Source organism: Novosphingobium aeonii, assembly GCF_052279045.1.
GTDB lineage: Bacteria > Pseudomonadota > Alphaproteobacteria > Sphingomonadales > Sphingomonadaceae > Novosphingobium.
Map to the genome: position 1 here is coordinate 343,865 of NZ_CP176833.1, position 13,576 is coordinate 357,440.

Annotated in this window: 11 protein-coding genes; 1 reads left to right on the forward strand and 10 read right to left on the reverse strand. The window is 67.3% G+C overall.

Annotation, left to right across the window (positions count from 1 at the left end):
- The first annotated feature begins 191 nt into the window (after positions 1 to 191).
- Positions 192 to 2,267: a tetratricopeptide repeat-containing sulfotransferase family protein gene (locus ACLIMP_RS17270; protein WP_443478648.1), complete on the forward strand. Its 2,076-nt coding sequence runs from the start codon at positions 192 to 194 to the stop codon at positions 2,265 to 2,267.
- Positions 2,268 to 2,312: 45 nt separating this feature from the next.
- On the opposite strand, the gene ACLIMP_RS17275 is transcribed toward ACLIMP_RS17270, so the two are convergent.
- From ACLIMP_RS17275 to ACLIMP_RS17320, 10 genes are all read right to left on the reverse strand, one after another.
- Positions 2,313 to 3,227: a response regulator gene (locus ACLIMP_RS17275; protein WP_443478649.1), complete on the reverse strand. Its 915-nt coding sequence runs from the start codon at positions 3,225 to 3,227 to the stop codon at positions 2,313 to 2,315.
- Between the two features lie 13 nt (positions 3,228 to 3,240).
- Entirely contained in the window at positions 3,241 to 6,600 is a 3,360-nt protein-coding gene (locus ACLIMP_RS17280; RefSeq protein WP_443478650.1) for an ATP-binding protein, read from the reverse strand.
- Complete coding sequence (gene ureG, locus ACLIMP_RS17285; RefSeq protein WP_054438575.1) at positions 6,600 to 7,262, reverse strand: urease accessory protein UreG; 663 nt, start codon at positions 7,260 to 7,262, stop codon at positions 6,600 to 6,602. Before ureG ends, ACLIMP_RS17280 begins: the two co-directional genes overlap by 1 nt.
- On the reverse strand, positions 7,259 to 8,038 hold the full coding sequence (locus ACLIMP_RS17290; protein WP_443478651.1) for an urease accessory protein UreF: 780 nt from the start codon (positions 8,036 to 8,038) through the stop codon (positions 7,259 to 7,261). Before ACLIMP_RS17290 ends, ureG begins: the two co-directional genes overlap by 4 nt.
- Positions 7,929 to 8,486: an urease accessory protein UreE gene (gene ureE / locus ACLIMP_RS17295; protein ID WP_054438570.1), complete on the reverse strand. Its 558-nt coding sequence runs from the start codon at positions 8,484 to 8,486 to the stop codon at positions 7,929 to 7,931. Before ureE ends, ACLIMP_RS17290 begins: the two co-directional genes overlap by 110 nt.
- 85 nt (positions 8,487 to 8,571) lie before the next feature.
- The gene (ureC, locus tag ACLIMP_RS17300; protein WP_132469654.1) at positions 8,572 to 10,284 is read right to left on the reverse strand and encodes an urease subunit alpha; all 1,713 of its coding nucleotides are present in this window, start codon (positions 10,282 to 10,284) and stop codon (positions 8,572 to 8,574) included.
- Complete coding sequence (locus ACLIMP_RS17305) at positions 10,284 to 10,589, reverse strand: urease subunit beta (protein ID WP_185999070.1); 306 nt, start codon at positions 10,587 to 10,589, stop codon at positions 10,284 to 10,286. The genes ureC and ACLIMP_RS17305 overlap by 1 nt, the downstream gene beginning before the upstream one ends.
- Positions 10,586 to 10,888, reverse strand: coding sequence for an urease subunit gamma (locus tag ACLIMP_RS17310; protein WP_054438565.1), 303 nt, complete (start codon positions 10,886 to 10,888; stop codon positions 10,586 to 10,588). The genes ACLIMP_RS17305 and ACLIMP_RS17310 overlap by 4 nt, the downstream gene beginning before the upstream one ends.
- Positions 10,889 to 10,893: 5 nt before the next feature.
- Complete coding sequence (locus tag ACLIMP_RS17315; RefSeq protein ID WP_443478652.1) at positions 10,894 to 11,757, reverse strand: urease accessory protein UreD; 864 nt, start codon at positions 11,755 to 11,757, stop codon at positions 10,894 to 10,896.
- Between the two features lie 140 nt (positions 11,758 to 11,897).
- The gene (locus ACLIMP_RS17320) at positions 11,898 to 13,382 is read right to left on the reverse strand and encodes an agmatinase family protein (protein WP_443478653.1); all 1,485 of its coding nucleotides are present in this window, start codon (positions 13,380 to 13,382) and stop codon (positions 11,898 to 11,900) included.
- Between the last annotated feature and the right edge of the window lie 194 nt (positions 13,383 to 13,576).

The following is a 13,576-nucleotide window of genomic DNA, read 5'->3' on the forward strand; positions in this document are numbered from 1 at the left end:
GCTTCGCAATCGCAGCATTCCGAACACCCGTCCTAAATTGGATAGTGACAGTCATTTTTCTGCTGTCAAGGCGCTAAAATGTGATCTTATCTTTCAGGTTCCTGCGCGAACTTTCCAGTTTGCGCGTTGCGGGACTCGACGAGCCTGAACATATGTCCTAGATCTGTTTCGCAGTTGCACATAGGAGTTTCATGGCTCACTCCCCCGTCGCTCCCGCCCGCGTTCCGGCCACCGGAACGCTTGAAACGGCCTTGTCCCATGCGGCCGGATTGCTGGCCGAAAGGCCCGACATCGCGCATGCCCAGGCGCTGGAAATCCTGCGCGCGCTGCCCGGTCATCCGCAGGCGCGGCTGGTGGAGGCGCGGGCCTTGCGGCGGATGGGGAAGGGGCGCGCGGCAAGGGCGATTCTCGGCGATCTCGCGGCGACCCAGCCGCGCGCGGCGCTGGTGTTCCTGGAACTGGGGCAGGTATGCTGCGAACTTGGCGAACCGGTTCAGGCCGAAGCCGCGTTCCGCCGTGCCGGTGACCTGCGTCCCGATCTCTGCCCGGCATGGAGCGGACTGGCGGCGGCGCTTCGCGATCAGGGAACCGGGCGGACGCGCGAGGCGGAGGCCGGCCAGGCGGACCTTGCTGCGGTCAGGGCGGCAACGCGCGACCCCGATCTGGTCAAGGCCGCGCTGGCGCTGGGCGAAGGGCATTTCGAAGCGGCGCAGAAGCTGCTGCACGATTTCCTGCGCCGCGATCCCGAAAATGCTGCCGCGATTCGCATGATGGGCGAACTGGCATGGCGGATCGGGCGGCTGGATGATGCGGTAGCCTTGCTGGAGCGGGCGATATCGCTGGCCCCGGGTTTCGAGGCCGCGCGCGACCTTCTGGCCCGCGTGTTAGGCCAGGCGAACCGCCTTCCCGAAGCGCTTGCCCAGGCTGACGAACTGATCGCGCGCAATCCCCTCAGCCCTGCCCATGCCATGCTCAAGGCCTCGTTCCTCGTGCGGACGGGGGAGCAGCATGGGGCCAAGGCGATCTACGAAGCGCTGCTCGAACGGCGCGAAGACCAGCCGCGGATCTGGATGAACCTCGGCCATGTCTGCAAGACGATCGGCCGGCGCGACGATGCCATTGCCGCTTATCGCCGCGCGGGCCGACTGGCGCCGTCGCTGGGCGAGGCGTGGTGGAGCCTGGCCAACCTCAAGACCGTGCGCCTCGGCGCCGAGGACCTGGCGGCGATGCGCGCGGCGCTGGCCGGTCTCGAAGGCGAACAGGCGCAGGGCGAGGATGCGGTGCACCTGCACTTCGCGCTCGGCAAGGCGCTGGAGGATGCGGGCGCCGATGCCGAGGCTTTCGGCCACTACGAGACGGGCAACCGCCTGCGCGCCGCGCGCGAGCCGTTCGGCGCTGCGGAGGCGCATCGCCATGCCCGCGATCATGCGGCGACCTTCACCGCGCCGTTTCTGGCGGGGCGCGGCGAAGGCGGCTGCCTTGCTGCCGATCCGATCTTCGTGGTGGGCCTGCCGCGCGCCGGATCGACGCTGGTGGAGCAGATTCTCGCCAGTCATTCGATGGTCGAGGGGACGATGGAACTGCCCGATCTGATGATGATCGCCGCGCGCCTCGAATCGCGGATCGAGGAAGGCGAATTCGCCGACTACGGCGCGCTGATGGCCTCGCTCTCCCCGGCCGACCGAACGCGGCTGGGCGAGGAGTATATCGAGCGCACCCGCGCGCACCGGCAGAGCGGCAAGCCGCATTTCATCGACAAGATGCCCAACAACTGGCAGCACCTTGGCCTGATCCGCCTGATCCTGCCGAATGCCCGGATCGTGGATGCGCGGCGCCATCCGCTGGGCTGCTGCTTCTCCGGCTGGAAGCAGCATTTCGCGCGCGGGCAGGACTTCACGTACGATCTCGCCGGGATTGGCGCTTATTACCGAGACTACACGGCGCAGATGGCGGCATTCGAACAGGCGGCGCCGGGGGCGGTGCACCGCGTGATCTATGAGCGCATGGTGGCCGATACGCCGGGCGAGGTGGCGCGGCTGCTCGGCCATCTCGGCCTGCCGTTCGAGGACGCCTGCCTTGCCTTCTGGCAGACCGAGCGAGCGGTCCGCACCGCGAGTTCGGAACAGGTGCGCCAGCCGATCTTCACCGATGCGGTGGAGCACTGGAAGCGCTTCGAACCGTGGCTGGGCGATCTCGTTTCCGCGCTGGGGCCGGTCCTGGCGGCTTATCCCGATGCGCCTGACGAGTGGCGGGAACGGCTGGCCTGAGGAAAACCGGTCCGCGCAGGTTGGCCTAACCTGCGCGGGCCGCCGTTACTGCGAAATCACCCGCACCGCGAAAGCCGCGGCGGCGGCGCGGGTTTCCACGCCCAGTTTCTCGAAGACCTGTTCGAGGTGCTTGTTCACCGTGCGCGGGCTGATCGCCAGGATTTCGCTGATGACGCGGTTGGGCTTGCCGTAGCTGATCCACAGCAGCACTTCGGCCTCGCGCTGGGTGAGGCGGAAGTGTTCCTGCAAACAGGTGATATCGGCCTGCGGGTCGATCAGGTTGACGCGCACCAGCAGTTCGCCGGGGCGCGAGCGGCCGACCACTACGGCTTCGAGCGAGCGTCCGCCTTCGAGGTCGAGCTTGGTGGTGGTGCCCGGCGCCGCACCGTCCTGGAACAGGCGCATGAATGGGGGCAGCAGCAGCGGCGGCAGTTCCCCGCCATGGCGCGACCAGTCGGGCGCGAACGTCTGGAGCAGCTTTTCGGCCGTGGGGGTGCACCAGCCCATCCGGCCTTCGGCCTGCACCGCGATGAGGCTGCGCCCGGTGGCGTCGAGCGCGAAATGGCTGCCGTGCGCGATGCGGGCATTGGCCATGTGGACGCGCACCCGCGCCAGCAGCTCGTCCACGACGATGGGCTTGCGCAAGTAATCGACCCCGCCTGAATCGAGCGCGTGGACGACGTGCTCGCTTTCGGTGAGCCCGGTCATGAAGATCACCGGCACATGCGCGCGTGCCGGCAGCGCCTTGATCGCGCGGGTGGTCTCGAAGCCGTCCAGTCCGGGCATCACCGCGTCCATCAGCACGAGGTCGGGCACGACATGGCCGAGCAATTGCAGCGCCGCCTCGCCGCTCGTCGCCACCAGCACCGATATCCCGGAGGATTCCAGCGTGTCGGTCAGGAAACGGAGCGATTCCTGCGTGTCGTCGACGACGAGCACGGTGTCGGTATGGACGGTCATGGCTTGCGGGTCATCATGTGTGGGCTCTGGCGGTCTTGAGGAGCATCTGTATGTCGAAGCGGTCGAGGTGATCCACCAGTTGCGCGACGAGCGGGGCGGCTTCGGGAACTTCGCGTTCCAGCGTGCGGATGGCGGCTTCGATCCCGCGAACGTGGCCGATCAGCGCCTTCTGTTCGATCTCGGCCAGGAGCGGCGCGGCGGCGGCGGGCAGCGGCGCAATGCCCGGATCGATGGCGGGCGGGCGCATGGCTTCGGGCTTCTCGCCGATCCAGCGGATCGAGAGCTGTTCCGCCACGACATCCAGCATGGCGTCGAGTTCGACCGGCTTCTTGAGGAACATGTCGTGGCTGGCCAGTCCATCGCCGCCGCGGCTGAATTCGTGGGCATTGGCCGAGACCATCACGATCTTCACGTCCTTGCCGAGCGTTTCGCGCAGGCGTGCGCAGATATCCCAGCCGGATTCGCCGGGCATCGAGATGTCGAGCAGGACGATGTCGGGCCGCTCGGCCAGCGCGAGGGCATGGCCCCCTGTGCCGTTCGATGCATCGAGCACGGTGAAGTCCAGCGGTTCCAGCAGGCTGCGGACCATGCCGATCTGGGCGGGATCGTCGTCGATCACCAGCACCTTGCGGCGTTCGCCCTCGTAGCCGGCGACCCGGTCCACTTCCTCGACATCCTGCTTTGGCCCGGCGACCTGACCCAGCATCAGCCGGACGGTGAAGCGCGTTCCCTGCCCCGGCTCGCTCACCACCGCAAGGTCGCCGCCGAGGATGCGAACCAGCGCCTGCGTGATCGCAAGGCCAAGGCCCACTCCCTTCTGGCGCTGGGCATCGGGATTGCCGCCGCGCTCGAACGGTTCGAAGACCTTGGCGAGGTCTTCGGGCGAGATGCCGATGCCGGTGTCGACCACCTCGAACGTCGCCATTTCGCTGCGGTACTGGACGCGGAACGTAACCGAGCCTGCCGGCGTGAACTTGATCGCGTTGGACAGCAGGTTGATGAGGATCTGGCGCAGGCGTTTCTGGTCGGTCCGCACGAAGCCGGGCAGGCGTTCGGGGCGCTCGAAATGGAAGGCGATCCCCTTGGCCTGCGCCTGCGGGCGGAACATGTTGGCGATCTGGTCCACGAAGGAGGGGAAGCGCACCGTCTCGCTGGAAATGCGCAGCACACCGCTTTCGACCTGCGATATGTCCAGCAGGCCCTCTACGAGGTTGGTGAGGTGTTCGGAGCTGCGGCGGATCACCTTGGCCGCTTCCACCGGGGTCACGTCATGCCCGCGCTCCAGGAGCTGCGAGTAGCCGTAGATGGAGTTGAGCGGCGAGCGGATTTCGTGGCTGACGCTGACGAGGTAGCGGCTTTTTGCCGAATTCGCGGCCTCGGCCGCTTCCTTGGCGGCCTGGAGTTCCTTCTCGGTGCGGTTGTGCGCCTCGATCTCGTTCATCAGCAGGGTCACGTGGTGTTCGCTTTCCTGCATCGCCGAGCGGCGCGAGTGGTGGACCAGCACGATGATCCACGCGATCACCCCGCCGCACAGCGAAAGCAGCAGGAACAGGCCGATCAGCACCGAGGAGAAACGGGCGGCGGCATTGGGCGAGGTCAGCTCGATCTGCCAGGAAAGCGTGCCGACGATCACCCCGATCACCGAGACGATCGCCGCCATCACGAATACGAAGTGCCCCACCGGCGTATGCACGAAGCGGGCCGCGCGGCGCGGGACCAGCCGCTCCAGCCAGCGGGCGAGCTGCTGTGTCGCGCGGCTGTCGCGCTTGCAGCGGTCGTGGCAGCGCGCTTCGAGGGTGCAGCACAGCGAACAGATCGGAGCCGCATACATGGGGCAGTGCGCCATGTCGTTGAGCTCGAAGCGGTTCTCGCAGATCACGCAAGTGGCGTCGGTCTGGTCGGGCGACCAGCGGGTGCGGCGGGCGATGTAGTAGCGGCCTTGCGTGGCAAGCGCGATCACCGGTGCGGCGGTGAAAGCCACGGCCAGCCCGATCACCGGCGCGAACGCCTGTGCCAGCGGGCCGAGCAGGTCGAAATGCGCGCATGTCGCCACCGCGATCGACAGGGCCATGGCGCCGAGGCCCACCGGGTTCAGGTCGTTCAGGTGGGCGCGCTTGAACTCGATCCCGCGCGGCGAGAGGCGCAGCGGCTTGGAGATCATGAGATCCGCCGCCAGCGCGCCGATCCACGCGGCGGCTACCGTGGCGTAAAGGATCAGGATCTGCTCGATCACGGTGAAGATGCCGATTTCCATCAGCAGCAGCGCCAGCAGCACGTTGAACACCATCCAGACGATGCGGCCGGGGTGGCTGTGCGTGAGGCGCGAGAAGAAGTTCGACCACGCGATCGAGCCGGCATAGGCATTGGTCACGTTGATCTTGAGCTGGCACACCACCACGAACAGGCCCGTCAGCACCAGCGAGAGCGCGGGCCAGCCGGTCATCTGCGTGAAGATCGCATGGAACATCGCAGTGGGGCTGGACGGATCGTCCGCCATGAGGTGGCGGCTGGTGACGAACCAGGCGAGGTAGGAGCCCAGCAATAGCTTGGTGCCGCCGAACAGGGTCCAGCCGGGCCCGCCGATCAGCATCGCGGTCCACCAGCGGGTGCGGCCGATCTTCGCTTCCGGCGGAAGGAAGCGCAGGTAGTCCGCCTGTTCGCCGATCTGCGGCAGCAGCGAAAGCAGGGTGGAAAGTGCGAGCCCGAAGTGAAGCAGGGTTACGCTGCCGTCCGCCAGCCCGAACCTGCCGGAATAGTGAGACCATTCGGCCAGCGCCGCAGGACCAGACCACACGATGTAGACGATCGGCGCGACTTGCAGGACGATCCAGACGTATTGCGTCCAGGCCTGGAACCGGGTGATCGCGCTCATCCCGTAGAAGGCGATGGGGATCACCACGAGCGCGCAGATCAGGTAGGCCACGCTCATCGGCATCCCGGTCATCGCGCGCAGGGCGACCGCCATGATTGTCGCCTCCACCGAGAACAGCAGGAAGGTGAAGGAGGCATAGACCAGCGAGGTGATCGTCGAGCCGAGATAGCCGAAGCCCGCGCCGCGCGTCAGCAGGTCGATGTCCAGCCCGCGCCGGGCGGACTGGTAGGCGATGGGCAGGCCCAGCACGAACATCAGCGCCATGCCCGCCGCGATGGCGGCCACGCTGTTGGCGAAACCGTAAGTCAGCGTGATCGAGGCGCCGATCGCCTCGCAGGCGAGGAAGGCGGTGGCGCCGATGGCGGTGCCCGCCACCGTGCGCGGCGCCCAGCGCCGCGCCGCATCGGCGGTGAAGCGCAGGGCATAGTCTTCAAGCGTCTGCGTCGCGACCCACTTGTTGTAGAGCCGCTTGTCTTTCAGGACGTAGTCGGGCTGCTTCATCACCCGATTTCGGTGACGGGAGCGGGCTCGCGCGGGCGCAGGCCGCCGCTGGCGACGATGAAGTCGACCACTTCGTCCAGCCCGACCATGTCCTTGAGGTTGGAGAACAGGAAGGGCCGCGTGCCCCGCATCTTCCTGGCGTCGCGGTCCATCACGCCCAGGTCGGCGCCGACCAGCGGGGCAAGGTCGATCTTGTTGATGACCAGCAGGTCCGAACGGGTGATGCCGGGGCCGCCCTTGCGCGGGATCTTGTCGCCCGCGGAAACGTCGATCACGTAGATGGTGATGTCGGCCAGTTCCGGGCTGAAGGTGGCGGCCAGGTTGTCTCCGCCGCTTTCGATGAAGATCACCTCGAGGCCGGGGAATTTCCTGGCCATCTCGTCCACGGCGACGAGGTTGATGCTGGCATCCTCGCGGATGGCGGTGTGCGGGCAACCGCCGGTTTCCACGCCCATGATCCGCTCCGGGGCGAGCGCGCCGGAGCGGGTGAGGAATTCGGCATCCTCGCGGGTGTAGATGTCGTTGGTGATGGCCGCGATGTTGTAACCCTCGCGCATGGCCTTGCAGAGGCGTTCCGTCAGCGCGGTCTTGCCGGAGCCGACCGGGCCGCCGATGCCGACGCGCAGGGGACCGTGACCTGAAGCGGTTGGGGCAGTGCTCATGAGCGGAAAAGCCTTGTGTAGAGGGTTTCGTGGGCGATCGACGCCAGTTCGAGGTCCGGCGCGGCGGTGCCGAGGTCTTCCAGCGGCGTGACGAGGGCGCGGGCGGCGATCCGTTCGATCAGCGGGGCAAGCGCGGCGATGGCATGTTGCCCGTCGGTCTGGCCGAGCGGAACCAGCCGCACGCCTGCCGAAACGAGGTTGGCGGCGGTGGAATGGAGCAGGGCGTGGAGCGCGCTTTCCAGCGGCACGCCGTGCGCCGCGCAGGCCAGCGCCATGACCGTACAGTGGGCGACGGGCCAGTCGCCGTTGCGCGCCGAGAAAGCGTCCAGCGCGGGGTGTGGCCAGGCCTTGCGGGTGACGGCAAGGAACGAGGCGCCCTGCTGGCGGGCCTCCAGCGCGGTTTCGCTGCTGCCCCGGAAGGCGGCGGCGAGTTCGGAGATGTCGTCGAAGGCGGCGTCATCGCCGGCGGCTTTCCAGGCGTGCACGAAAAGGACGGCATCCACCCAGCCGCCGCCGCGCGCCAGCACCGCTTCGACATAGGCGACCACGTCCATGGCGCTGCGCACCCGGCCATCCTCCACGGCGGTTTCGAGGCCGTGGCTGTAAGTGAAGCTGCCGACCGGATAGGACGGGGAAGTCCATGCGAGCAGCCGGTGCAGCGCCCCGTCAGTGAGCATGGGAGCAGGGGCCGTCATGATCGTGGTCATGGTCATGATGGTGGCCGTGGTCGTGATGCCCATGGCCTTGCGAATGGTCGTGCCCGTGCGAATGGTCATGTCCGTGGGCATGGCCGTGGCCGGAATAGGCGCCGCCCTCGGGCGTGAAGGCGGCTTCCAGCCTGGTCACCGTGGCGCCCAGCCCTTCGAGCATGGCGTTGATGACGTGATCGTCGCGCAGGCGGATGGCATGGGGGTGGAGTTCGGCGGGCAAGTGGCGGTTGCCGATATGCCAGGCGAGCCGGATCATCGTTGCCGCGCTGTCCGCCGTCACTTCCACCAGTGCCTCGGGCGCGGCGAGCACTTCCACCAGCCGCCCGTCCGAGAGCTGCAGCGCATCGCCGTGGCCCAGCACTTGCGCGCGCGGCAGGTCGAGCAGGAAGGCGGTGCCGTTGTCTGCGGTATAGTACCAGCGGCGGCGGTGGCGCGCGTCATGGTCCAGCGTGATGCGGTCGGCGGCCTCGCCGGTCCAGTGACCGTGGGGGATGACTTCGTGGACGGTCAGCATGGGAAGGGCCCTGTGTTGTTCCGAATCTTGCTCCGGGCCGACGGCATAATCAGCTTTTCCCCGCGATGACGAGAGGGGAGGCCCATCAGAACAGGAAATAGCGCTGGGCAAACGGCAGCACTTTCGCCGGTTCGCAGGTGAGCAGTTCGCCGTCGGCACGGACCTCGTAAGTTTCGGGGTCGACCTCGATATGCGGCATCGCGTCGTTGAGCACCATGGATGCCTTGGAAATGCCCCCGCGCGTGTTGCGCACGGCTTCCAGCGGGCGCTGGAGCTGCAGGCGCTCCGCCACGCCGCCCTCTATCCCCGCCGCCGAGACGAAGTGGAGCGAGGAGGCCACCCCCGCCGCGCCCAGCGCGCCGAACATCGGCCGGTAATGGACCGGCTGGGGCGTGGGAATGCTGGCATTGGCATCGCCCATCGGCGCGGCGGCGATGGCGCCGCCCTTGATGACCATGTCCGGTTTCACCGCGAAGAAGGCTGGCGACCACAGCACCAGATCGGCCAGCTTGCCGGGCGCGATCGAGCCGACGACATGGCTGATCCCGTGGGCGATGGCCGGGTTGATGGTGTACTTGGCGATGTAGCGTTTCGCGCGGAAATTGTCGGAATCGGCATCGTCCGGGCCAAGGCTGCCGCGCTGCTGCTTCATCTTGTCGGCGGTCTGCCAGCAGCGGATCACCGTTTCGCCCACGCGGCCCATCGCCTGGCTGTCGGACGACATCATCGAGAAGGCGCCCAGATCGTGAAGGATATCTTCCGCCGCGATGGTTTCCTTGCGGATGCGGCTGTCGGCGAAGGCCACGTCCTCGGCGATGCGGGGATCGAGGTGGTGGCACACCATCAGCATGTCGAGGTGCTCCTCGATGGTGTTGACGGTGTAGGGCCGGGTCGGGTTGGTGGAGGAGGGCAGCACGTTGGGCAGGCCTGCCACGCGGATGATGTCCGGCGCATGGCCGCCGCCCGCGCCTTCGGTGTGGAAGGCGTGGATGGTGCGGCCCGCGAAGGCGGCGATCGTGCTTTCCACGAAGCCGCCTTCGTTCAGGGTATCGGAATGGAGCGTGACCTGCACGTCGTACTCGTCCGCCACCTTGAGGCAGCAGTCGATCGTGGCGGGCGTGGTGCCCCAGTCCTCGTGCAGCTTGAGCCCGCATACGCCCGCGCGGACCATCTCCTCCAGCGCGGCGGGGGTGGAGGCATTGCCCTTGCCGAACAGGCCGAAGTTCATCGGCAGCGATTCCAGCGCCTGCATCATGCGGCCGATGTGCCACGCACCCGGCGTGCAGGTGGTGGCGAGCGTGCCGTGCGCCGGGCCGGTGCCGCCGCCCAGCATCGTGGTGATCCCGGAATTCAGCGCCTCTTCCACCTGCTGCGGGCAGATGAAGTGGATATGCGCGTCGATCCCCCCGGCGGTGAGGATGCGCCCTTCGCCGGCGATGATCTCGGTGCCGGGGCCGATGGGAATGTCCACGCCCGGCTGCACGTCGGGGTTGCCCGCCTTGCCGATGGCGCTGATCCGCCCGTCGCGCAGGGCGACGTCGGCCTTGATGATCCCCCAGTGATCCAGGATCACCGCATTGGTGATGACGGTATCGGGCGCACCTTCGGCCCGGGTCATCTGCGACTGGCCCATGCCGTCGCGGATCACCTTGCCGCCGCCGAACTTCACTTCCTCGCCGTAGACGGTGCGGTCTTCCTCGATGCGGATCAGCAGCGAGGAATCGCCCAGCCGCACGCGGTCTCCCACGGTGGGGCCGAACATCCCGGCATAGGCGCGGCGGTTCATCGTCACCGGCATCAGAGGTCTCCCATCACGGCGGCGCGGAAGCCGAACACGCGGCGCGCGCCGGCATAGGGAACAAGCTGGACCTCGCGCGTCTGGCCCGGTTCGAAGCGGACCGCCGTGCCCGAGGCGATGTCGAGCCGATATCCGCGCGCCGCCTCGCGATCGAAGGATAGCGCGGGATTGGTCTCGGCGAAGTGATAATGGCTGCCGACCTGGATCGGCCGGTCGCCGGTATTGGCCACGGACAGGGCGATCGCCTCGCGCCCCTCGTTCAGCACGATTTCGCCCTCGGCCGGGATGATTTCGCCCGGGATCATCGGATCGGCCTGTGCACGGTGACGAGCTTGGTGCCGTCAGGGAAGGTCGCCTCGACCTGGATGTCGTGGATCATCTCGGCAATGCCGTCCATCACCTGGTCGCGGGTGAGGACATGGGCGCCGCTGGCCATGAGTTCCGCCACCGGCCGCCCGTCCCGCGCGCCTTCCACCACATGGTCGGAAATGAGGGCGATGGCCTCGGGATGGTTGAGCTTCACGCCCCGCTCAAGCCGCCTGCGGGCGACCATGGCAGCCATGGCGATGATGAGCTTGTCTTTTTCGCGACCGGTGAGGTTCATTGGCCCTAGCAGTAACAGATGGAGGGAAGGCGTGGCGAGAGGCCGAACACGGCGGACCTCAGGATTTCCGCGCAGCGAAGCGCGATATCGCGGACCCGGCGCGGATCCGGCGCCGTCATGCGCAGGATCAGCATGCCGTCGAAACAGGTTGCGCCGCCGTGCGGGGCGGGGATCAGCGTGCGGGCGCGCTCCAGATGATCGGCGGCGTCCGGGCCGACGTAGACCAGGGTGAGAACCGCACTTGCACCGCCGAAGCCGAAGGGGCGGGCGGCGGTTCCGGCCACGTCACCGCCGATGTGAAGCGTGTCCGCCCAGATCAGGCGTCCGCCCCGGCGAATGCGCCATGAATCGTGGATGAGGCCGCTCTCGAAGGTTTCGCCCATGGCGCCCCGGCCCAGCACGATCATCTCGCTGGCGAGCAGGCGCGCATCTGCCGCCATGTCCACTTCCAGCGAGCGGCGCATGTGGCTGCGGTCGAACAGGATGGCTTCCTGCGCCAGCCATTCGCAGCGGCTGGCCGCTCCAAGGGCGATGCGTGTCTCGATGCGGGTCGGCGGGTCGTCTGGCAGGGCGCGGTAGATCTTTTCCGCTGCCTGGGGGATCACCGTGGCGGCAGCATCGTCGTCCACCTTGATGTCCAGCGCGAGCCGGTCTCCCCCCGTCAGCCCGCCGCTGGTGGTGACGGTGACGGCAAGCGGGAATTCGCCCGCGTCGCCATCGGGAAACAGCAGGCGCGCCGGGGCGATCTGGCTGAGGTCGCGCAGGCCGCGAGGGCCGAAGTGGACCATCGCGGCGCCGTCCACCCGCTGCAACCGCGACCGCGCGGGCGGCGCGGCTTCTGCGGGGCGGTTAAGGAGGTTTGCGACCATGGCCTAGCTACGCTTGCGGCGGGAAAACGGGGCATGGGGCATTTGACGTATGGGCGGGAGGCCCACGTGAATCGCGCGGATCTCTGCAGGAGCGGGCCTCGTCCCGTCTCCGATCCGGGACGAGGCTTCCTGCGATCGGTTCAGATCGGTTTGCGGCGGCCGAAGTTCGGATCGACCTTCTCCGCCTTGCCGGCCTTTGCCGCGCGTTCTCCGTTACCGGGCTGGCCATGCTCGGTGGTCAGGTCGGACAGGTAGCCCACTTGCCTGATGCCTTTCCTGCGCATGGCCACGCCGGTCAGGCAGGCGTGCATGATGGTGTTGGCGTTCAGCGCGCTGCGGTATGTCGGGTCGAGCACGGGGGCCAGTTCGACGATCTCGAAGCCCACCAGTTCGTTCTCGGCGCAGAGGCGGCGCACGATGGGGATCGCCTCCCGCATGGTCAGGCCTCCCGCAACCGGGGTGCCGGTGCCGGGAATGAAGGCCGGATCCAGCACGTCCACGTCGAACGAGACGTAGAGCTTCTTGCCGCTTTCCCGCGCTTCCTTGAGCGCGCGTTCCATGACGACCTGCCAGCCGCTTTTCTCCACTTCCGGCATCGCGTGATAGCGCACGCCGTTGTCGCGCATCCATTCGAAGCCTTCCGCACCCGGCCATGACCCGCGCAGGCCGACCTGGATGTAGTTCCGGCCCAGCACGTGGCCTTCCTTGACCGCGCGGTAGACCGGGGCGCCATGCGTGATGAAGTGGACGCCGCCCTTGCCCGCATCATAGTGCGAATCGAAGTGGACCACGCCGAAACTGCCCTTGCCGTGAACGTCGGCCAGGCCGGCTACGTCGGCATATTCCAGGCTGTGGTCGCCGCCCACGATGAAGGGAATGGCGCCGGTCCGGGCGATTTCCGCCACGCGTTCGCGCACATGCTGGACGCTGCGTTCGGTGCTCATGTTGTCGATGGCGATATCGCCGTAGTCGACGATGTTCAGCTCCTTGCTGGGATCGACCATGGTGTACATGTCCACCCCGCCCGCGCCGTACTGGCTGCGCATGGCAGAGGGGCCGCCCTTGGCCCCGCGATAGCCCGAGCCCATGTCGAGCGGCGCGCCGACGATGGCTACGTCCACTTTCCCGGCGACCAGATCGTCCGGATAGATCGCCACCGGGGCGCCCGCGAAAGTGGCGATGCCGCCTGCATACATGCCCGCACCGCGCCCATTGGCGTAGTAGCTCAGTTCGAAGGGCCCCGGTTCGCGCCGGGGATCGAGCCCCTTGGGGCGCATGGCCTTCCAGCCGTTGAAATCCTCGTTCTCGGTATCGAGGGCGATTTCGCCCATGTCCTTGCCGGGATGGAACTTGGCCGCTGCCACCGAATCCATCATCGCCTCGATATAGGCGTCGATTTCCTGCGGGGTCTTGGTGGAAAGCCGCTGGAACAGCTTGTCGAACGAACCGGCGAAACCTTCGGCCTTGTCCGAGACGAGGAATTCGCGCTTTTCCTTGGTCAGTCCGCCGATCCTGGCTTCCAGCGCGGCGGGAATCTCCGGCCGGTCGGTCTGCGCGATGACCGCGCCGGAAAGGATGGCCGCAAGAGCGCATGCCCCTGCCAGCAGCTTGCGTTTCGCGTTCACTAAGTACCCCCGTCTTCTGGCCTCGTATGGGCTGGGAAGTGCGGGGAGGGGGCGCTGTGCGGCAATGGGGCGATTGACGTAGGGGGGCAGGGAAGGGGCCGGGCGCGGACAAAAAAAGGAGGTCCGGACGCGGGGTCCGAACCTCCCTTGTAGTTTCGTCAGAGTGAAAATCCGGCAAAGATGGCGAACGCCCG

Coding starts and splice junctions, on each gene's coding strand:
- ureC (WP_132469654.1), bottom strand. CDS start 10,284: ATGCCGGTGACGATGAACCGCCGCGCCTATGCCGGGATGTTCGGCCCC.
- ACLIMP_RS17310 (WP_054438565.1), bottom strand. CDS start 10,888: ATGAACCTCACCGGTCGCGAAAAAGACAAGCTCATCATCGCCATGGCT.
- ACLIMP_RS17280 (WP_443478650.1), bottom strand. CDS start 6,600: ATGAAGCAGCCCGACTACGTCCTGAAAGACAAGCGGCTCTACAACAAG.
- ureG (WP_054438575.1), bottom strand. CDS start 7,262: ATGAGCACTGCCCCAACCGCTTCAGGTCACGGTCCCCTGCGCGTCGGC.
- ACLIMP_RS17270 (WP_443478648.1), top strand. CDS start 192: ATGGCTCACTCCCCCGTCGCTCCCGCCCGCGTTCCGGCCACCGGAACG.
- ACLIMP_RS17305 (WP_185999070.1), bottom strand. CDS start 10,589: ATGATCCCGGGCGAAATCATCCCGGCCGAGGGCGAAATCGTGCTGAAC.
- ACLIMP_RS17290 (WP_443478651.1), bottom strand. CDS start 8,038: ATGACCATTCGCACGGGCACGACCATTCGCAAGGCCATGGGCATCACG.
- ACLIMP_RS17315 (WP_443478652.1), bottom strand. CDS start 11,757: ATGGTCGCAAACCTCCTTAACCGCCCCGCAGAAGCCGCGCCGCCCGCG.
- ureE (WP_054438570.1), bottom strand. CDS start 8,486: ATGCTGACCGTCCACGAAGTCATCCCCCACGGTCACTGGACCGGCGAG.
- ACLIMP_RS17275 (WP_443478649.1), bottom strand. CDS start 3,227: ATGACCGTCCATACCGACACCGTGCTCGTCGTCGACGACACGCAGGAA.